We start from the raw sequence: 19,453 nt of genomic DNA on the forward strand, positions 1-19,453 counted from the left end.
CCCCCTTCCCGGATTCGCGCGACTATCCTGCCGGGGAAGGCGGCACCCGGTCCAGCAGTTGTTCCGTGGCGGGCAGCATGTGGCGGATCATCGCCGCGACGCCGCGCGCGTTGGGGTGGATGCCATCCGCCTGGTTCAGCGCGCGGTCACCGGCGACACCTTCCAGGAAGAAAGGCACGAAGATCACCTGCGGCCGCTTCGTCGCCGCCTCGGTGAAGACGGCATGGAAGGCGCGGCCGTAATCGGCACCGAGATTGGGCGGCGCATGCATCCCAGCCAGAAGCGTCGGGATGCGGCGCGCCTCGAGGCGGGAGAGGATGCTCTCCAGTGCCTCCGCCATGCGGGCGGGAGGCAGGCCGCGCAGTCCGTCATTGCCGCCCAACGCCACGATCGCGGCCTGCGGCCGGTCCGCCATGGCCCAGTCGAGCCGCGCCGCGCCGCCCGCCATGGTGTCGCCCGAGACGCCGCCATCGAGCACGCGCACCGGGCGCCCACGCGCCACCAGCGCGGCCTGGAGCTGGGGGACGAAACCCTCGCCGCGCGGCAGGCCGTAGCCCGCGGTCAGCGAGTCGCCGAGGGCAAGCAGCCGCACCGGCGCCCCTGCCGGCAACCCGGCCTGCGCCAAGGCGGGCCCGGCGCCGGCCGTGGCAAAAAGCAACAGGCCCTTTTGCAGCGCAGCGCGCCGCCCATATGCGACCACCATGGACAATGCCCCAAATCCCTCCGTCAGGCCCCTCATCGTGGCGCGCGACCTCACCTTCGAAGTGGGGGGCTCGGCCGGCCGGGTCAACATCCTGAAGGGCGTGGGCCTCGAGATCGGCGAGGGAGAGGCGGTCGGCATCATCGGGCCCTCGGGCTCGGGCAAGACCTCGCTGCTGATGCTGCTGGCCGGTCTGGAGCGCGCTTCGGGCGGGTACCTGACGGTCGCGGGGCGCGAACTCGGGCGGATGAGCGAGGATGAGCTGGCCCGCTTCCGGCGCGAGGAGGTGGGCATCGTCTTCCAGTCCTTCCACCTCGTCCCCACCATGACGGCCCTGGAAAATGTGGCGATCCCGCTGGAATTCGCGGGCGACGAGCACGCCTTCACCCGGGCGGAGGCAGCGCTGAAGGCGGTGGGCCTCGGCCATCGCCTGAACCATTATCCCGGCCAGCTCTCGGGCGGCGAGCAGCAGCGTGTCGCCGTGGCCCGCGCCTTCGTGGCCCTGCCCCGCGTGATCCTGGCGGATGAGCCGACCGGCAACCTGGACCGCGCCACGGGGCTCGCGGTGATGGACCTGCTCTTCGACCTGCGCGCCAAATACGGCACCACCCTCATCCTCATCACGCATGACCCGGCGCTCGCCGCGCGCTGCGAGCGACAGATCCGCATCGAGGACGGGCGCATCACCAGCGACACCGCCGCCCTGCCCCTGGCCGCCGAATGAGGAACCTTGCTCTCGGGTTCAAGCTCGCGCGGCGGGAGCTGCGCGGCGGCGTGAAGGGCCTGCGCATCGTGCTGGCCTGCCTGGCGCTGGGCGTAGCCGCCATCGCGGCCGTCGGCACGCTGCGCGCGGGCATCAATGCGGGGCTGCAGGCCGATGGCGCCCGCATCCTGGGCGGCGACCTCGAAATCCGCGCGGGCTATGAGCCAGCCAACCCCGAGGCGCTGGACTGGGTCCGGGCCCGCGGCGGCGTGATCAGCGAGGTCGCGCTGCTGCGCGCCATGCTCATCGCCCCGAATGGCGAGCGTACGTTGGTGGAGCTGAAGGCCGCCGACGGGCGCTATCCCCTCTATGGCGCGCTGACGCTCGACCCCGCTCAGCCGCTGCAAGGCCCGATCCTGGTGGCCGAGCCCTCGGTGGCCGAGCGCCTCAGCCTCGCGCCCGGGGATGAGGTGCGGCTGGGCGAGGCACGCATGCGCTTCGCCGGCCGCATCGCGGAGGAGCCGGACCGCGTCGCCACCCCAACCGTCTTCGGCCCGCGCGCCATCATCCCGCTGGACCAGCTGCGCGCCACCGGCCTTGCCCAGCCGGGCAGCATGATCACCCACGAATATCGCATCCGCCTGCCGGAGGGCGTCTCGGCCCGCGCCTTTGGCGAGGAGCTGCGCGCCGCCTTCCCCACCGCACCCTGGCGCATCCGCCGGGCGGACCAGGCGGAGCCGGGGGTCAACCGCTTCCTGGACCGCGCCGCCTCCTTCCTCACGCTGGCCGGCCTCACCGCGCTGCTGGTGGGGGGCATCGGCGTCGCGACCGGCGTGCGCGCCTGGCTCGACGCCCGCAGCCGCACCATCGCGACCCTGCGCTGCATGGGCGCGCCGACGGCGGCGATCTTTTCCGCCTATCTCTTCCAGGTCATGGCATTGGCCGCCCTCGGCATCCTGATCGGCCTCGTGGCCGGCTGGGGGCTGACGGCCCTGGCGGCAACGGCGCTGAGCGGCACCCTGCCCGTCCCGGCGCGGGTTGGCCTCTATCCGGCCCCACTGCTGCTCGCCGCCCTCTACGGCGTGCTGACGGCGCTGACCTTCGCGCTCTGGCCGCTCGGCCGGGCCGGGCGCATCCCGGGGGCCGCGCTCTTCCGCGACGTGCTGGGCGCCGGCGGCTTCTGGCCGGGCTGGGGCGTCGGGCTGGCCAATGCCCTGGCGGCGGCCGCCCTGGTTACGCTGGTCATCGTGACGGCCGAGCAGCGCTTCTTCGCCATTGCTTTCTGCGGCGGCGCGGCGGCGGCCATGCTGCTGTTCCGCCTCGGCGCCTGGGGGCTGATGGCCGGCGCGCGCGCGCTGAGCGGCATCCGCCGCCCGGCCTGGCGGCTTGGTCTCGCCAACCTGCACCGGCCGGGGGCGCCGACACCGATCATGCTGGTGGCCCTCGGCCTGGGGCTCACCACGCTTGCCGCCATCGCCCAGATCCAGGGCAACCTCCGTTCCGCCATCGGCAACGAGATGCCGGCCCGCGCGCCCAATTTCTTCTTCATCGACATCCAGCCCGACCAGGTGGCCCGCTTCGACGCCCTGGCGCGCGAGACGCCTGGCGTGGACGAGGTGCGCCGCGTGCCAAGCCTGCGCGCCCGCATCTCCGCCGTGAACGGCGTGCCGGCCGAACAGGTGCAGGCCACGCCCGAGACCGCCTGGGCGCTGCGCGGGGACCGCGGCCTGACCTACAGCGCGACCCCGCCCGCCGGCACGCGCATCACCGAGGGCGCATGGTGGGCGGCCGATTATGACGGGCCGACGCTCGTTTCCTTCGACGCAAACCTCGCACGCGGCTGGGGCATCGGCCTCGGCGACACCATCACGGTCAATGTGCTGGGCCGCGACATTGATCTGCAGATCGCCAACCTCCGCAATGTCGAGTGGCGGTCGCTCGGCATGAACTTCACGCTCATCGCCTCGCCCGGGCTGCTCTCCTCCGCGCCGCATACCCATATCGCGACCGTCCGGGGGGACCCCGCGCAGGACCAGAACCTGCTGCGGCGGATCACCGATGCCCTGCCCAATGTCTCGGGCATCCGCGTCCGGGAAGCGCTGGAGCAGGTTGGCATCCTGCTCGGCCGCATCGGCACGGCGCTCACGGCGGTTGGCTCCATCACGCTGATGGCCGGCGCCCTGGTGCTGGCGGGCGCCGTGGCCGCCGGGCAGCAGCGCCGCATTCGGGAGGCGGTGCTGCTGAAGACGGTGGGCGCCACGCGGGGGCAGATCCTGCGGGCCTTCCTGGTCGAGTTTGGCGTGCTGGGCGGCTTTGCCGGCATCCTTGCGGCCCTCGCCGGCACGGCGGCGGCCTGGGGCGTGGTGGTGGGCATCATGCGCCAGGAATGGGTCTTCCTGCCCGGCACCTTGGCGCTGACGGTCCTGGGGTGCATGATCCTCGTGCTCGCCTTCGGCTATGCCGGCACGGCCATGGCGCTCAGGGTCCGCCCCGCGCCGCTCCTGCGTAACGAATGACAAAGCCCGCCGGGACTTCCGAATTGGATTGAATCTGATTACAGAAGTTCCATATCCTATCCATCCGGGGCGGAGGCCCCACGTCTCGTCCTTCTGGAGGAACTGAACTCATGGCACTGCAACCCGAATCGCGCTGGACGCAGCCGCTGGGCGGCCAGCAAGGCTGGGGCCGGACCGCGGGCGTGGACGCCGCCGCGATCGACGCCGGTCTGCGCGCCTATATGCTCCGCGTCTACAACTGGATGGCCTCCGGCCTGCTGGTGACGGCGATCGTCGCCTATGCGGTGGCCAATACCGGCCTCTCGGAGCTGTTCTACACCGTGGTCCGCACGCCGCGGGGCCTCGCCACCGCGCCGACGATCCTTGGCTACGTCGCGATGTTCGCGCCGCTCGCCTTCATCCTGGTCCTCTCCTTCGGCATCAACCGGATGAGCAAGACCACCGCGCAGGCCCTGTTCTGGACCTTCTGCGGCGTGATGGGCGCCAGCATGGCGAACATCTTCGTAATCTACACGGGTGCCTCGATCGCCAGCACCTTCTTCATCACCTCGGCCACCTTCGCCTCGATGAGCCTGATCGGCTACACGACGAAGCGGGACCTGACGAAGATGGGCAGCTTCATGCTGATGGGCCTGATCGGCATCATCCTCGCCTCGCTGGTCAACATCTTCCTGGCCTCCTCGGCGCTGGCCTTCGCCATCTCGGTGCTCGGCGTGATCATCTTCTGCGGTCTCACCGCCTATGACACGCAGCGCATCAAGAACGACTACATCGAGTATTCCTACGCCGAGGGCACGGATGAAGCCGGCAAGCGCAGCGTGATGGACGCGCTGGGCCTCTACCTGAACTTCATCAACCTGTTCCAGTTGCTGCTGTCCTTCATGGGCAACCGCAACCAGGGCTGAGCCTCGGCCACAAGGCCCAGGACATGGGAAACCCGGCGGAGCGATCCGCCGGGTTTTTTCATGTGCGCGGCGCGCTCAGTGCGGCGTGGCATGGGAGAAGAGGTTGATGACGGCGACACCTGCCACGATCAGCCCGATGCCGAGCACCGCCGGCAGGTCGAGCGCCTGGCCGAACCACAGCCAGCCTGCGGTCGAGATCAGCACGATCCCGATGCCCGACCAGATGGCATAGGCGATCCCCATCGGGATGGCGGTGAGCGTGAGCGACAGGAAATAGAAGGCGACGCCGTAGCCCAGGACCACCACGGCGGAAGGCAGCGGCAGGGTGAAGCCCTGCGAGGCGCGCAGCGCCAGCGTGCCCGCCACCTCGGCCAGGATGGCGACCAGCAGGTAGAGCCAGTTCATGATGGCGTCCTCGTCGCGGCGCGGCTCAGTCCCGCGTGCAGGGCAGGACCTTGTAGCCCTCGCTTTCGATGGCCTGGATCGCGCTTGCGCGGTCCAGCATCGTCTCGGCGCTCACCAGGCCCTCGGCGAGGTCCACCTGCACCCGGGCATGCGCATCCCGCGCCTGGATGGCCTTGGTCACCGTCTGCACGCAATGGCCGCAGCTCATGCCGCTGACCTTCATCTCAAGCACTGGCATCGACCTTCCCCTCCATATGGTCGAGGATCGGGCATTCCGGCCGCGCATTGCCTTGGCAGGACTGCGCCAGATGCCTGAGCGAATCCGCCACGGCCTTGAGCGAGCGCGCCTTCTCCTCCAGCGCATCAACGTGGCCGAGCGCAATTCGGCGCACCTCGGCCGATTGCCGCCCGTCATTCTGCCAGAGCGCCAGCAGCCGCTTCACCTCGGAGAGCGGGAAGGCCAGGTCCCGCGCATGGCGGATGAAGCGGAGCACGGCGACGTTCTGCTCGGTGTAGGCGCGGTAGTTGTTGGCGCGCCTGAGCGGCGTGATCAGGCCGAGCGTCTCGTAATGCCGGATCATCTTGGCACTGACACCGCTCGCCGCGGCCGCTTCGCCGATGTTCATTTGCTTTTCTCCCTCAATTGGCCCGTTGGGCGCCAGCGCGCCAGCAACAGGGCATTGCCGAGCACCGACACGGAGGAGGCCGCCATGGCCGCTCCCGCCAAGGCCGGTGACAATCCACCCAGCGCCGCCAGCGGCAGGCCCGCGGCGTTGTAGGCAAAGGCCCAGAACAGGTTCTGCCGGATCTTGCCGCGCGTGCGCCGCATCAGCTCGAGCGCCTGCGGCACCAGCGCCGGGTCGCCGCGCAGCAGCGTGACGCCCGCGGCCGCCATCGCCGCATCCGTGCCAGTTCCCATGGCGATCCCGAGATCGGCCGCGGCCAGTGCCGGCGCGTCATTCACGCCGTCCCCCACCATCGCCACCCGCTCGCCCGCGCTGCGCCAGGCGGCGATGCGGGCGGATTTGTCGGCCGGCAGCAATCCGGCCTCGATCTCGGCCAGGCCAAGCCGCGCGCCCAGCGCCTCGGCCGCCGCCGGGCTGTCGCCCGAGAGGACGGTGACGCTGAGGCCCATGCCCTTCAGCGCGGCCACCGCCTCGGCGGAATGCGGCTTCACCGCATCTTCGAAGGCCAGCAGGGCGAGGACCTGCCCCTCCTCCAGCAGCCAGGCCAGCGTCCGCCCCTGTGAGGATTCCGCCTGGGCCGCCGCCGCCAGATAGGCATCGGGCGTGGCGCCCGACTCGCCCAGCATGCGGGGCGAGCCGAGGCTGAGCGCCCGCCCTTCCACCTCGCCCCGCACGCCACGCCCGGGCAGGGCGCGGAAGGCGGCGACCGGCGGCGGGGGCGCGCGGTGGGCCGAGCCATAGGCGGTCAGCACGGCGCGGGCCAACGGATGCTCGCTGCCCGCCTGGAGCGCTGCAGCCAGGCGCAGCGCGCCAGCCTCCATCTCGTAGAGCGCGGCCAGCACCGGCTTGCCCTCGGTCAGCGTGCCCGTCTTGTCGAAGGCGACGCGGGTGATGCCGGCTGCGCGCTCGATCGCCTCGGCGTCACGGACCAGGATGCCGGCGCGGGCCGCCGCCCCGGTCCCGGCCATGATGGCGGCGGGCGTGGCGAGGCCGAGCGCGCAGGGGCAGGCGATGACCAGCACTGCCACCGCATGCATGATCGCGGCCTCCAGCCCCGCGCCGGCGAGCCACCAGCCGAGGAAACTCAGCAGCGCGATGCCGATCACCACCGGCACGAAGACGGCCGAGATGCGGTCCACCAGCTTCTGGATGGGCGCCCTGCTGGCCTGTGCGGCGGAGACCAGGGCCGCGACACGCGCCAGCACCGTCTCCTCGCCGATGGCCGTCACCCGCATGACCAGGCGACCGTCCAGCACCACCGTGCCGGTGGAAAGCGCCGATCCGGGCGCCTTGGCGACGGCTTGGCTCTCGCCGGTGAGGGCGCTCTCATCGAGGCCGGCCTCGCCCTCCGTCACCACGCCATCGGCCGGCACGCGCTCGCCTGGGCGGATGACGACGAGGTCGTCCAGCTTGAGCAGCGCCGCCGGCACCTCCCGCTCCTGCCCGGCCTCGAGCCGCATGGCGGTTCGGGGCTTGAGATCGAGCAGCGCGCGGATGGCGCCCGCCGTCGCCTGCTTGGCGCGCGATTCCAGGTGCTTGCCCAGCAGCACGAAGAAGATGACGAGGGCCGAACCCTCGAAATAGAGATGGTGATGGCCGCCCCGCAGCTGCCAGACCGAGAGCGCATAGGCGGCGCTGGTGCCGAGGGCCACCAACAGGTCCATATTGCCGGTGCGCGCCCGCAGCGCGCCCAGCGCGCCGCGGTAGAAGCGGGCGCCCAGCACGAATTGCAGCGGCGTCGCGAGCGCCAGCTGCCACCAGCCGCCGGGCATCCAGTCCCGCCCCACCGCCATGCCGAGCATGCCGATCAGGAAGGGCGCCGCCAGCAGCCCCGCCGCCAGGAGCTCGACCTTGTCGCGCGGAAAGCGTGCCTCCGTGCTTTGCCCGGCCACGGCGTAGCCGGCCCGGCCCAGCGCCGCCTCCAGCGAATCGATGGACGTCCCTGCCAGCACCTGCAGGGTCGCGCGCTCGCTGGCCAGGTTCACGGCGACCGCCAGCACCCCCGGCACCGCCTGAAGCGCCCGTTCCACACGCCCCACGCAGGAGGCGCAGCTCATTCCCGTCACCTGCAGCTCGAGCACCTGCTCCCGCAGCGCGTAGCCCGCGCCGCGCAAGGCCGCGTCCAGCGCGGGGAGTTCCGCGCTGCCCACCACCTCGGCCGATTCGGTGGCGAGGTTCACCTGCACCCCGGCGACGCCGGGCACCCCCTCCAGCGCGCGGGCTACGCGGCCGGTGCAGGAGGCGCAGCTCATGCCCGCGATGGGCAGGGTGAGGCGCGGGAGGGGTGTGTGACGGTCCATCATGACTCCGAGGTGGCGATTGCCATCGTGGCAGGGTCAAGGGGAACAGACCTTGCGCTGGCGCAAACAGCTAGGCACATGCGCGAATCATGCGCATCGCCATCATCCCCCTCGCCTCCCTCCTGGCGCTGGCCGCCCCGGCGCCAGGGATCATCGCCCCCGCCTGGGCCCAGAACGCGGCGGAGCCGTCCGGGTTCCGGGTGGTGAACCGCACGGGCACCGATGCCACGGCACTGCATGCCGTGCGCAGCCCGCGCGGCGGCCAGGGCGACTGGGGCGGCAACCTGCTGCGTCCCGACCGGCCGCTGACCGAGGGCGGCGGCTTCCGGGTGAACCCCGCGGCCGATGCCGGCTGCCGCTTCGACCTCCGCCTCGTCCTGAACGACGGGCGGGAGGCGGTGCTGCGGGACCAGGACATCTGCGTGAACCGCAACATCGACCTGGCCAACGCCACCCGCCCAGCCGCGCCCACGCCGCCGCGCCCCCTGCCCATGGCTGGCCCGGCAAGCCGCGAGACGCCGCTCGCGCAGCCCAACCAGCAAGCGCGCCAGGTCTCGACCGGCACGGGCTTCCTCGTCGCGAATGAGCGCGTGATGACGAATCACCACGTCATCGACAATTGCAACCGCGTCCTGCTCCGCACCCCTTCGGGCCATTGGCTGGCGGCGGCCCCGCCCGCGCGCATGGACGCGCAGCTCGACGTGGCGCTGCTGAACGTGCCGGGCCTGGTCGGCCCGGCACTGGCCTTCCGCAGCGGGCCGGCCGTGCGCCGTGGCGAGGGCGTCGTGGCCTACGGCTTCCCCCTGGCCGGGCTGCTCAGCTCCGACCCCAAGCTCACGCGGGGCGAGGTGAACGGGTTGCGCGGTATCGGCGACAACCCGAACCAGTACCAGATCAGCGCCGAGGTGCAGCCGGGCAATTCGGGCGGGCCGCTCGTGGACATGCAGGGCCATGTGGTCGGCGTCGTTGTCTCGAAGCTCAACGCCCAGGCCGTCAGCCGCCGCACGGGCGACATCGCGCAGAACGTGAACTTCGCCATCCAGGGCCAGGCCGCACTCGCCTTCGCGCGCCGCGCGGGCGTCGAGCCGCGCCTCGCCGAGAGCAGCGGCCCGGACCGCGCCACGGCGGATGTCGGTGAGATCGCGCATCGCAGCACGCTGTTCATCCGCTGCGAGAAATAAGGCCCCCTCGCGGAGAGGCGCGGGCTTGGCTAGTCTCTGCCCAACCCCGAGGGAGACTTCCGCATGCAACGCCGTGTCCTGCTCGCCGCCCCCGCACTGGCCGCGCCGCTGATCCCGGTGCAGGCCCAGGCGCAAGCCGCGCGCATCGTCACCGAGGAATTCATGGTGCCGGCCAGCGATGCCGGCATCGAGCTCTTCGTCCGCAACAAGCGGCCGGAGAGCATGACGAGCTTCACACCCGGCCGCACCATCATCATGGTGCATGGCGCGACCTATCCCGCACACACCGCCTTTGACCTGCCGCTCGGCGGCCTTTCCTGGATGGATTACATCGCGAGCCGCGGCTTCGACGTGTGGTGCATGGATATCCGCGGCTATGGCCGCAGCACCCGCCCGCCCGAGATGTCCCAGCCGCCCGAGGCCAATCCGCCGCTGGTGCGCGGCGTGACGGCGGTCGCCGACATCCTGAGCGTCTCCAACTTCGTGCGCGGCCGCCGCTCCATCCCGAAATGCGTGCATTTCGGCTATTCCTGGGGCACCGCCCTGATGGGCCGCTTCGCCGCCGACAATCCGGCCGTGGTGGAGCGCCTCGTGCTCTACGCGCCGATCTGGAACCGGCAGACGCCTTCGCTGGTGGACCAGGGCGGGACCATCGGCGCCTATCGCTTCGTCACGCAGGAGCAGGCGCGCGCCCGGCGTGGCGCCGGTGTGCCCGAGGCGCATCGCGCCGGCCTCGTGCCGCCCGGCTGGTTCGAGCATTGGGCGGGTGTGACCTGGGCGACCGACCCCGAGGGGCTACGCCGCAACCCGCCCGCGCTGCGCGCGCCGAACGGCGTGGTGGCGGATGGCCGCGAATACTGGTCCGCCGGGCGCCCCTATTACGACCCCGCCAAGATCACCGCCCCCACCCTGCTGGTGCTGGGCGAATGGGACCAGGACACGCCGCCCTACATGGCGCAGACGCTGTTCCCGTTGCTCACCGCCTCGCCCGGCAAGCGCCTCGTCATCCTGGGCGAGGGCACGCATGGCATGTGGATGGAGCGCAACCGTGGCGCGCTGTTCCAGGCCGTCCAGGTCTTTCTTGAGGAAGCCGCCGCATGAGCCAGTTCCCTGCCAACCCGACCATCTGCTTCGCGCATGTGGCCTATCGCTGCGCCGACCGCTTTGCCGCGCGCGGCGCGCCCTATCCGCATTTCGAGGTGCGCAGCCTGGACGAACTTCAGGCCCGCATCCCCGAGGCGGATGTGCTGGTGGTCAGCGGCTTCTGGCGCAACACGCTGCCCACGCTCACCAAGCGGCTGAAATTCGTGCAGTCGCTCTCGGCCGGCACCGATCAGTATGACCGCCCGACCTTCAAGGAGCACGGCATCGCGCTGGCCTCGGCCGCCGGCGGCAATGCGGCGGCGGTGAGCGAGCATGCGGTGAGCCTGATGCTCGGCATCACGCGCAAGCTCTTCATTGCGCGCGATGACCAGCACAAGAAGTTCTGGTCCGGCATGAAGGGCGACTTCACGCAGCGCGAGGACGAGTTGAACGGCAAGACGGCGATCGTCGTCGGCATGGGCGCCATCGGCAAGCGGGTGATCCGCGTGCTCAAGGCGCTCGACATGACGGTGATCGGCGTGCGCGCCAACCCGGCCTCTGGCGCGGAAGGCGCGGATGAGGTGCACGGCACCGCGGCGCTGCCGCTGATCCTGCCGCGCGCCGATTTCGTGGTGCTGGTCTGCCCGCTGACGGCGGAGACGACGGGGCTGATCAACGGCGCTGCGCTCGCCGCCATGAAGCCCACCGCCTACCTCATCAACTGCGCGCGCGGGAAGGTGGCCGATGAGGAGGCGCTGATTGCCGCTCTCAGGAACGGCACCATCCGCGGCGCCGGCCTCGACGTGATGGCGACCGAGCCGCTGCCGCCGGAATCCCCGCTCTGGACGCTGCCCAACGCCTTCCTCACGCCGCACACGGCGGGCGAGACCTGCGCCTACGAGGACAATGTGCTGGACCTGATGATGGAGAACATCAAGCGCCTCCAGGCCGGCCGCAGCGACCTCGTGAACCGGGTCGTCTGAATGATCGTCCTCTCCCCCCGCTGGCTCTGGTGCGCCGAGACCGGGTTGCGGGAGGGGGCGCATCTCATCATCCAGGGCGATCGCATCGCGGATATCGTGGGCGAACGCCCGGGCCTCGATGCCGAGTGCATCGAGGTGCCGGACGGGCTGCTCACCCCCGGCCTGATCAACCTGCACAACCACGCCTTCTCCGCGCCGCTGTTCCGGGGCCTGGCTGATGACATCCAGCCGGGCGACCTGCCCGGGCACATCCTGTTCTCCCTGCTGATGCCTTTGGGGGACCTCGTCTCCGAGATCATGTCACCGGACGCCATCGGTGATGCGGTGGAGATGGCGTTGCTGGAATGCCTGATGACGGGCACGACCGCGATGCTCGACATCTGGCGGCCGCAGCAGCACCAGTTCGTCCCGCGCGCGACCGCCCTCGGCCTGCGCAGCTGGTCTTGCCCCTATCTCTTTACCCAGCCCAACCTCGCCATGGACGAGGATGGCAAGCCCGCCTGGCGCGGCGCGGATGCAAGCGAGGCCAGCTTCGACTTCGTCATGCGGCTGCATGCCGCGCAGCACCGGGGGCCGGATGGTCTGGCCTCCATCGGCTTCGGGCCACATGGGCCGGACAGCAACTCGCCCGCGCTCTTGCGCCGGATTGATGCGGCGGCGCGCGAACTGGGCGCCATCGTCTCCATCCATTGCGCGCAGAACCCGATGGAGGTGGCCGCCGTGAAGGCCGCGCAAGGCAAGGGCAGCGTGGCGCATGTCGCCGATTGCGGGCTGCTGCGGCCGGGCGTGATCCTGGGCCATGCGATGTTCGCGACCGATGAGGAAATCGCGATGGTGCGCGATGCGGGCGCCACCATCGCCTCCTGCCCGCTGGGCTTCGCGCGCTCGGGCCGTGGCGTGCCGCTGGCGCGCTTCCTGCAATCGGGCGTGCGCCTTGGCATCGGCACGGATGGCGTCACGCTGGACATGGTGGATGAGCTGCGCGCCGCCGCCGTGCTGGCCAAGACGCAATCCGGTGTGGCGGGCCTAGGCAGCGCCGAACGCCTACTGACGGCCGCCACGCGCGACGCGGCCGATGCGCTGCAACGCCCCGATCTCGGCCGCCTCACGCCCGGCAGCCGCGCCGACCTGGTGATCTTCGACCTCTCCCGCCCGCGCTACCAGCCGGTCTGGAATCCGCTGCGCGCGCTGCTCACCAATGGCCAGGGCAGCGACGCGCATACCGTGATCACGGCGGGCGTCCCGCGCGTCCGGGACCGGCAGCTTCTCCGCGGCGACGCCGCCGCAATCACGCGGCGAGGACGCGCGGCCATCGAGGCGGTCTGGGCCGAGGCGGCGCGGCGCGGCGCCATCCCCGCGAAGCTCGCCACGCAGAGGCAGTTCGCATGAAGCGGCGCATGCTCCTCGCGGCGGGCCTTGCGGTGCCGGCCGTCGCCCAGGCGCAGCGGCGGACGCTGCGCGTCATCGTCCCCTTCCCGCCCGGCGGCGCGGTGGACAGCCTGGGCCGCATCCTGGCGGACCGCCTGACGCCTCTCCTGGAGCAGACCGTCATCGTCGAAAACCGCGTGGGCGCGGGCGGCGTGGTGGGCGCAGATGCGGTGGCGAAGTCGGCGCCGGATGGCAGCACCATCGGCATCGTGGGTGCGGCCAGCATCCTGGCGGCACCCCTGCTGCAACCCTCCATGCCCTTCGACGCCATGCGGGACCTGCTGCCGGTGACGCAGATCACTGATGCTGCCGTGCTCTGCGTGGCGAATGCCGAGACGGCGCGCCGCGAGAACTGGCGTGGCCTGCCCGACCTCCTGGCCACCGCCCGCGCGCGGCCGGGCGCCATCCGCATCGGCACCACCGGCGTCGCCACCGTCTCGCACCTGGCGCTGGCCGCGATCGCCGCCGGGGCAGGCGTCGAGTTCCTGCATGTGCCCTATCGCGGCGGCAGCGAGGCGATGCAGGCCGTGCTGGCCGGCGAGGTGGACGGGCTTTGCGACCTGCCGCCCCTGCTCTCGCCCCAGGTGGCGGCCGGGCGGCTCCTCGCGCTCAGCGTGAGTTCGCGTGCGCGGCTGCAATTCCTGCCCGACGTGCCCGGCTTCGGTGAGGTGCCGGCGCTGGCGCGCTTCGACATCCGCAGCTGGAACATGATCATGCTCGCCGCAGGTACGCCGGGGGGCGAACGCGCGCGGCTCTTCGCTGCACTAACCCGCATCGGCCGCGACGAAGCCTTCCGCGCGGCGCTCCGCCCGCTCTCCTATGACGCCGTGGTCTCGGACAGTCCCGAGGCCGCGCAACGCTTCATCACCGACGAAGCGCCACGCTGGCGCGAACTGGTTCGACTTTCCGGGGCACGGGTTCATTGAGCATGACGACAGACCAGATCATCGCGGCGATCCGCGCCCATGCCGGCTACCGGAAGGCCTGCGAGGTGATGCGCGCCGAGCATGACCGCACCGTGGCCGACATCATCACCCTGACGGAAATCCCAGCCCCACCCTTCGCCGAGGAGAAGCGCGCGTCCGCCTATCTCGACATGCTGCGCGCCCATGGCCTGGAGGAATGCGCGCAGGACGAGGTGGGCAATGTGATGGGGCTCCGTCGCGGCTTCGGCAATGGCGACATCCTGGTCGTCGCGGCCCATCTGGACACCGTCTTTCCCGCCGGCACCGATGTGCGTGTGCGGCGCGAGGGCACGAAGCTCTTCGCCCCTGGCGTCGGCGATGACACGCGCAGCCTGGCCGTGAATCTCGCCTTCCTGCGCGCCATGGACGCGGCGGGGCTGCGCACGCGGCATGACATCCTCTTCGTCGGCGATGTCGGCGAGGAAGGGCTGGGCGATCTGCGCGGCATCCGGCACCTCTTCGCCCATCACCCGAAGCGCGAGCGCATCCGCGCCTTCCTGACGGTGGACAGCCCGGATGTGGATCGCATCGTGACGGGCGGCATCGGCTCGCGCCGCTTCCGCGTCACCTTCCGCGGCCCCGGCGGCCACAGCTATGCCGCCTTCGGGATGGTGAACCCGATGTATGCGATGGCGGACGCCGCCCGCCACCTCGGCGCCATCCAGGTCCCGCGCGAGCCGGTGACGACGCATTGCGTGAGCGTCGTCTCGGGCGGCACCTCGATCAACGCGATCCCCGAGACGGTGACCATGGAGGTGGACCTGCGCTCCGCCAGCGCCGAGCAGCTCGCGCGGCTGGAAAAGCAGTTCCTGGACGGCGTCCATGCCGCCGTCGCCGCCGAGAATGCGGCGCGCGAGGGCACGATCACCGTGGATCTCGTCCCCGTCGGCGATCGTCCGGCCGGGCACACGCCCAATGGCTCGCCCATCGCGCGGCTGGCCTCGGCCGCCGTCGCGGCGGAGGGCTACCAGCCCAGTTTCGAATGGTCCTCGACGGACGCCAATATCCCGATGAGCCTCGGCATCCCCGCGCTGCGGATCGGCTCGGGCGGTACGGGCGGGCGGGCCCATTCACTGGAGGAATGGATCGACGTGGAGACCGAGAGCTCGCTGCGCGGCATGCGCGCGAGCCTCGCCACCATCCTTGCGATCGCCGAGATGGAGATGGCGGAATAACCGCCACCCGGGAGGAACACATGACCCTGCAACGCCGAAGCCTTCTCGCCGCGAGCCTCGCGGCCCCCACCATTGCGAATGCGCAGATCGAATGGCGGCCGAGCCGCCCGATCACCTTCATCCTGCCCTTCGCGGCCGGCTCCGGCACGGATGCCGTGGCCCGCGTGCTGGCGCAGATGTTGGGCGCCGAGCTTGGCGTGAACATCACGGTGGACAACCGCGCGGGGGCGAATGGCACCATCGCCGCTGCGGCCGCCATGCGCGCCGCCCCGGACGGCCACACGCTGTTCGTCACCACCAACACCACGCATGGCGCCAATTCCTGGCTGCTGAAGCGGCTGGACTACGACCCGATCGCCGACTTCACGCCGATCTCGCGCCTCGGCCAATACGTCTTCTGGCTGACCGTGGGCGCCGATGTCCCGGCGCGCAACTTCCAGGAGTTCATCGCCCTCGCGCGCGCAAGGCCGGGCCAGATCAGCTACGCGAGCGGCAATGGCACTGGCATCGTGGCGGGCGCCACCATCGCGCGCCTCGCGGGTGTGGAGATGCTGCACGTCCCCTATCGCTCCACGCCGCCCGCGCTGACCGATGTGCTGGCCGGGCGCGTCACCTCCATCGTGGTGGATCTGACGCCGACCCTCGGCCATGTCCGGGACGGCCGGCTGCGCGCACTGGGACAGACCAACAAGCGCCGCTCCGCCCTCATCCCCGACGTGCCGACGCTGGACGAGGTGGGGCTGACCGGCTTCGATCTGCAGAGCTTCGCCGCCCTCTTCGGCCCGGCCCGCCTGCCGCCCGAGGTCGTCGCCACGCTCTCGGCCGCCATGCAGCGCATCGGCGCGCGGCCCGAATACCGGACCCGCATGGCCGAGCTGGGATTCGATGGCTTCACCTCGACGCCGGAGGAGTTGAACCGCTTCGTCGTCGAGCAGATCGCCGCCTGGGGCGAGATGATCCGCGGCGCCGGGATCGAACCGGAATAGGATGCCGCGCCGGCGCCGCAAGACCGGCCTGCTTGGCCGCCTGCTGCTGGGGCTGCTGCTCCTGGTGCTGGCTGTGCCCGCGGGCCTGCTCGGCGCCGTCTGGTGGACACTGCCGCCGGACGCGACGGAGCTTCGCGTGCAGGGCCTGTCCGCCCCCGTCCGCATCACGCTGGACGAGGCGGGCCTGCCGCGCATCCAAGCGGCTGGCGAGCGCGATGCGGCCATCGCCATGGGTTACCTCCATGCGCGGGACCGGCTCTTCCAGATGGAGATGATGCGGCGCGGTGCCGAAGGGCGCCTCGCCGAAGTCGCGGGTAGCGCCATGCTGCGGCTCGATCGCTTCAGCCGCACGCTCGGCCTCAGGCAGGCGGCCGAAGCGGATTTCGCGGCGCTGGACAGCGAGACGCGCGGGCTGCTCGAAGCCTATGCAGTGGGCGTGAATGCCTGGATCGCCGAGCGCGGGCGCTTCGCCGCGCCCGAATTCCTCGCCCTCGGCCCGCCCGAGCCGTGGCAGCCGCAGCATTCGCTGCTCTGGGCCAAGGTGATGGGGCTCTGGCTCTCCGGCAATTGGCGTACCGAGCTGGAGCGCGCGCGCCTGGCCTCTCGCCTGCCGCCCGAGCGGCTCTGGGAACTCTGGCCCGCCGACCGCAGCGCCGGGCGGCCCGATGTCGCGGCGCTGCCGGGCGTGGAGCGCATCCTGGCCGCGCTGCCCGTCTTCGGGGTGGACGCTCCCCTTCCCGCCTCCGCTTCCAATGCCTGGGCGGTGGCCGGTTCGCGCAGCGCCTCGGGCGCGCCGCTCCTCGCGTCGGACCCGCATCTGGGCTATGGCGCGCCCGTTCTCTGGTACCTCGCGCGGATCGAGCTGGCGGATGGGCGTATCCTCTCGGGCGCGACCGCGCCGGGCACGCCGCTCGTGATCATCGGCCGCAATGCCGATCTCGCCTGGGGCTTCACCACCACCCATTCCGATACGCAGGACGTCTTCCTGGAGACGCCGGCCGATGTGCGGCGCACCCGCACCGAGATCATCGCCGTGCGTGGCGCGGAGCCCGTGACGCTGACGGTGCGCGAGACTGCGAATGGCCCCGTCATCTCCGACCTCGACGAGACACCGCGGCTGGACGGGCGACTGCTGAGTGTCCGCATGGCGAACCTGGAGCCGGGCGACACCTCCGCCCGCGGCTTCCTGATGCTGAACCGGGGGCGGAGCATCGCCGATGCCCGGGCGGCGGCCGCGCTGATTACATCGCCGCCGCAGAACCTCATGGTTGCGGACCGCGCGGGTGGCATCGCCATGTACCTGACCGGCCGCACGCCGATCCGCGCCAGCGGCGACGGCAGCCTGCCCGTGCCGGGCGACCAGCCCTGGCAGGGCTTCGTGCCCTTCGACGAATTGCCGCATGTGGAAAATCCCGAGAGCGGCGTGCTGGTGAACGCCAACAACCGCGTGAGCCCCGAGGGGCATGCGGTGCATCTCTCGCGCGAATGGTATGCCGACTGGCGCTTCCGCCGCATCCATGAGCGACTGGCGGCCGACCCGGTGAAGGGCCCGGCCGAATTCGCCGCGATCCAGATGGACACGCTCTCACTGCTGGCACGCGAAAGCCTGCCCTTCCTGAACAGCCTGCCGCGCGGCACGGGCCCGCTCGGCCAGGCGCAGGCGCTGCTGGCGGAATGGGATGGCGAGATGGCGCCAGGCCTGCCGCAACCGCTGATCTGGAACGCCTTTGCCCGGCGGATGCCGGCCCTCGCCTTGCGCCAGGCGCGCGTGCCGGAGGCGCGCGGGACGCCCGAATTCCTGCGCTTCCTGCTCACCGCGCCCGAGGCGGGCTGGTGGTGCGGTGGGGATTGCCGGGCCATGGCAGCGCTGGCGCTGGCAGAATCAGTCGCTGAACTCGGCACGCTCTTCGGGGCGGACCCGGCGCAATGGCGCTGGGGCCAGGCGCATCTGGCGCGCTTCGAACATCCGCTGCTGCGCTTCATCCCCGGCGTGAACCGCCTGATCGGCCTCAGCACGCCGGTCGGCGGCGATGGCGAGACGGTGCAACGCCAATCCGTGCGCGGCAGCGGCGCCGAGCCCTACCAGGCGATGCATGGCGCAGGGCTGCGCTTCGTGGCCGATCTCGGCGCGCCGGATGCGAGCTTCGCCATCATCGGCACCGGCCAGTCGGGCCACCCCCTGTCGCGCCACTGGGGCGACCTGCTGGAGACTTGGCGCGCGGGCGGGATGCTGCGCATCGGCCGCGAGGCCACGCAGGTCACCGCCACCATCCGCCTCTCGCCGTAGGTCGCATGCTGCAACCCATCCTGCTCGGCCTTCTGGCCGCCTTCGTCGGCTTCGCCTCGTCCTTTGCCGTCGTGCTGGCTGGCTTTGCCGCGATGGGGGCGACGCCCGAGCAGGCAGCCTCCGGCCTCATCATGCTCTGCCTGCTGATGGGCCTGCTTGGCGCGGGGTTCTCCATCATCTGGCGCATGCCCGTCTCCATCGCCTGGTCCACGCCGGGTGCCGCGCTGCTGGTGACAACGGGCGCGCCGGAGGGCGGCTTCGCGGCGGCCGTCGGCGCCTTCCTCGCGGCCTCGCTGCTGCTGGTGGCGGCCGGGCTTTGGCGGCCCTTCGCGCGGGCGGTGGAGCGCATCCCGCCGCCCATCGCGGCCGCCATGCTGGCCGGCGTGCTGCTGGACCTCTGCCTCGCCCCCGTGCGCGCGGTCGGTGCCCTGCCCTGGCTGGCCTTGCCGGTCGTGCTGGCCTGGGCGGTGATGCTGCGCGTCAACCGCCTCTGGGCCGTGCCGGCGGCCGTGCTGGTTGCCGTCGCGGCCCTGCTGCTGGGGCCGGGCCTGCCGGGTGCGGGCAGCTGGGAGCCGCCGCGCCTCGTCTGGGTGACGCCGGGCTTCGAATGGGGGGCCATGGTGGGCATCGCGCTGCCGCTGTTCCTCGTCACCATGGCGTCGCAAAACCTGCCCGGCTACGCGGTGCTGCAGGCGAACGGGTACAAGCCCGAGATGCGTTCGGTGTTCCTGGTGACCGGCGGGGGCAGCTTCCTCGGCGCCTTCTTCGGCGGGCAATTGGTGAACCTGGCCGCCATCACCGCCGCCCTTTGCGCCGGGCCGGAATCCCATCCGGACCCGAAGCGGCGCTGGGTGGCAGGCCTGGTCGCGAGCCTCGGCTATCTCGGCTTCGCGATGGTGGCGGGTGTCGCGGCGGCGGTGGTCGCGGCGGCGCCACCCCTGCTGATCCAGGCCGTCGCCGGCCTTGCCTTGCTCGCCTCGCTGGCCGGCGCGCTGACCGCCGCCATGTCTTCCGAGGCCTTGCGCGTGCCCGCCATCGTGACCTTCGTGGTCTCCGCCTCCGGGCTCAGCGTGGCGGGCATCGGTGCCGCCTTCTGGGGGCTGGTCGCTGGCGGCGCGCTGATGTGGCTGCTGCGCGCGAAGTAGGCGCC

The 19,453-nt window shown here is 71.4% G+C and carries 17 protein-coding genes; 12 read left to right on the top strand and 5 right to left on the bottom strand.

Annotated features, from left to right (window positions below; translation table 11 throughout):
- Window positions 1-22: 22 nt before the first annotated feature.
- Window positions 23-592, bottom strand: a complete 570-nt coding sequence (locus tag R9Z33_RS13895) for an arylesterase (protein ID WP_318647174.1) — start codon at window positions 590-592, stop codon at window positions 23-25.
- 109 nt (window positions 593-701) lie between these two features.
- On the opposite strand from R9Z33_RS13895, the gene R9Z33_RS13900 reads away from it, so the two are divergent.
- From R9Z33_RS13900 to R9Z33_RS13910, 3 genes are all read left to right on the top strand, one after another.
- On the top strand, window positions 702-1,424 hold the full coding sequence (locus R9Z33_RS13900; protein ID WP_318647175.1) for an ABC transporter ATP-binding protein: 723 nt from the start codon (window positions 702-704) through the stop codon (window positions 1,422-1,424).
- Window positions 1,421-3,919: an ABC transporter permease gene (locus R9Z33_RS13905; RefSeq protein ID WP_318647176.1), complete on the top strand. Its 2,499-nt coding sequence runs from the start codon at window positions 1,421-1,423 to the stop codon at window positions 3,917-3,919. Before R9Z33_RS13900 ends, R9Z33_RS13905 begins: the two co-directional genes overlap by 4 nt.
- Before the next feature lie 110 nt (window positions 3,920-4,029).
- Window positions 4,030-4,824: a Bax inhibitor-1/YccA family protein gene (locus tag R9Z33_RS13910; RefSeq protein WP_318647177.1), complete on the top strand. Its 795-nt coding sequence runs from the start codon at window positions 4,030-4,032 to the stop codon at window positions 4,822-4,824.
- A 75-nt stretch (window positions 4,825-4,899) separates the two neighbouring features.
- On the opposite strand, the gene R9Z33_RS13915 is transcribed toward R9Z33_RS13910, so the two are convergent.
- From R9Z33_RS13915 to R9Z33_RS13930, 4 genes are read right to left on the bottom strand one after another with little or no spacing between them, the layout of a single operon-like run.
- Window positions 4,900-5,232 (bottom strand): DMT family transporter, encoded by a 333-nt coding sequence (locus R9Z33_RS13915; RefSeq protein ID WP_318651650.1) that lies wholly within the window; start codon window positions 5,230-5,232, stop codon window positions 4,900-4,902.
- 22 nt (window positions 5,233-5,254) lie between these two features.
- Entirely contained in the window at window positions 5,255-5,467 is a 213-nt protein-coding gene (locus tag R9Z33_RS13920) for a heavy-metal-associated domain-containing protein (protein WP_318647178.1), read from the bottom strand.
- Window positions 5,454-5,855: a MerR family transcriptional regulator gene (locus R9Z33_RS13925; RefSeq protein ID WP_318647179.1), complete on the bottom strand. Its 402-nt coding sequence runs from the start codon at window positions 5,853-5,855 to the stop codon at window positions 5,454-5,456. The genes R9Z33_RS13920 and R9Z33_RS13925 overlap by 14 nt, the downstream gene beginning before the upstream one ends.
- Window positions 5,852-8,218 carry a heavy metal translocating P-type ATPase gene (locus R9Z33_RS13930; RefSeq protein ID WP_318647180.1) on the bottom strand — a complete coding sequence of 789 codons (2,367 nt, stop codon included), beginning with the start codon at window positions 8,216-8,218 and terminating at the stop codon, window positions 5,852-5,854. Before R9Z33_RS13930 ends, R9Z33_RS13925 begins: the two co-directional genes overlap by 4 nt.
- A gap of 86 nt (window positions 8,219-8,304) precedes the next feature.
- Here R9Z33_RS13930 and R9Z33_RS13935 point away from each other — a divergent pair, with 86 nt between their 5' ends.
- The 9 genes from R9Z33_RS13935 (at window position 8,305) to R9Z33_RS13975 (ending at window position 19,448) form a co-directional block, all read left to right on the top strand.
- Window positions 8,305-9,396 carry a trypsin-like peptidase domain-containing protein gene (locus R9Z33_RS13935; RefSeq protein ID WP_318647181.1) on the top strand — a complete coding sequence of 364 codons (1,092 nt, stop codon included), beginning with the start codon at window positions 8,305-8,307 and terminating at the stop codon, window positions 9,394-9,396.
- Window positions 9,397-9,459: 63 nt separating this feature from the next.
- Complete coding sequence (locus R9Z33_RS13940) at window positions 9,460-10,497, top strand: alpha/beta hydrolase (protein ID WP_318647182.1); 1,038 nt, start codon at window positions 9,460-9,462, stop codon at window positions 10,495-10,497.
- Window positions 10,494-11,462 carry a D-2-hydroxyacid dehydrogenase gene (locus tag R9Z33_RS13945; RefSeq protein WP_318647183.1) on the top strand — a complete coding sequence of 323 codons (969 nt, stop codon included), beginning with the start codon at window positions 10,494-10,496 and terminating at the stop codon, window positions 11,460-11,462. The genes R9Z33_RS13940 and R9Z33_RS13945 overlap by 4 nt, the downstream gene beginning before the upstream one ends.
- Complete coding sequence (locus R9Z33_RS13950) at window positions 11,463-12,851, top strand: amidohydrolase family protein (RefSeq protein WP_318647184.1); 1,389 nt, start codon at window positions 11,463-11,465, stop codon at window positions 12,849-12,851. It abuts the gene before it with no gap.
- A gap of 8 nt (window positions 12,852-12,859) precedes the next feature.
- Window positions 12,860-13,816, top strand: coding sequence for a Bug family tripartite tricarboxylate transporter substrate binding protein (locus R9Z33_RS13955; protein ID WP_318647185.1), 957 nt, complete (start codon window positions 12,860-12,862; stop codon window positions 13,814-13,816).
- Window positions 13,817-13,818: 2 nt separating this feature from the next.
- Window positions 13,819-15,030, top strand: coding sequence for a M20/M25/M40 family metallo-hydrolase (locus tag R9Z33_RS13960; RefSeq protein ID WP_318647186.1), 1,212 nt, complete (start codon window positions 13,819-13,821; stop codon window positions 15,028-15,030).
- A 20-nt stretch (window positions 15,031-15,050) separates the two neighbouring features.
- A complete protein-coding gene (locus R9Z33_RS13965) occupies window positions 15,051-16,016 on the top strand; it encodes a Bug family tripartite tricarboxylate transporter substrate binding protein (RefSeq protein ID WP_318647187.1) in 966 nt (321 codons plus the stop codon).
- 1 nt (window position 16,017) lies between these two features.
- On the top strand, window positions 16,018-18,303 hold the full coding sequence (locus R9Z33_RS13970) for a penicillin acylase family protein (protein ID WP_318647188.1): 2,286 nt from the start codon (window positions 16,018-16,020) through the stop codon (window positions 18,301-18,303).
- Between the two features lie 5 nt (window positions 18,304-18,308).
- Complete coding sequence (locus R9Z33_RS13975; protein WP_318647189.1) at window positions 18,309-19,448, top strand: benzoate/H(+) symporter BenE family transporter; 1,140 nt, start codon at window positions 18,309-18,311, stop codon at window positions 19,446-19,448.
- Window positions 19,449-19,453: the final 5 nt, after the last annotated feature.

Origin of the sequence: Sediminicoccus rosea, from assembly GCF_033547095.1 — a bacterium.
Lineage (GTDB): Bacteria > Pseudomonadota > Alphaproteobacteria > Acetobacterales > Acetobacteraceae > Roseococcus > Roseococcus rosea.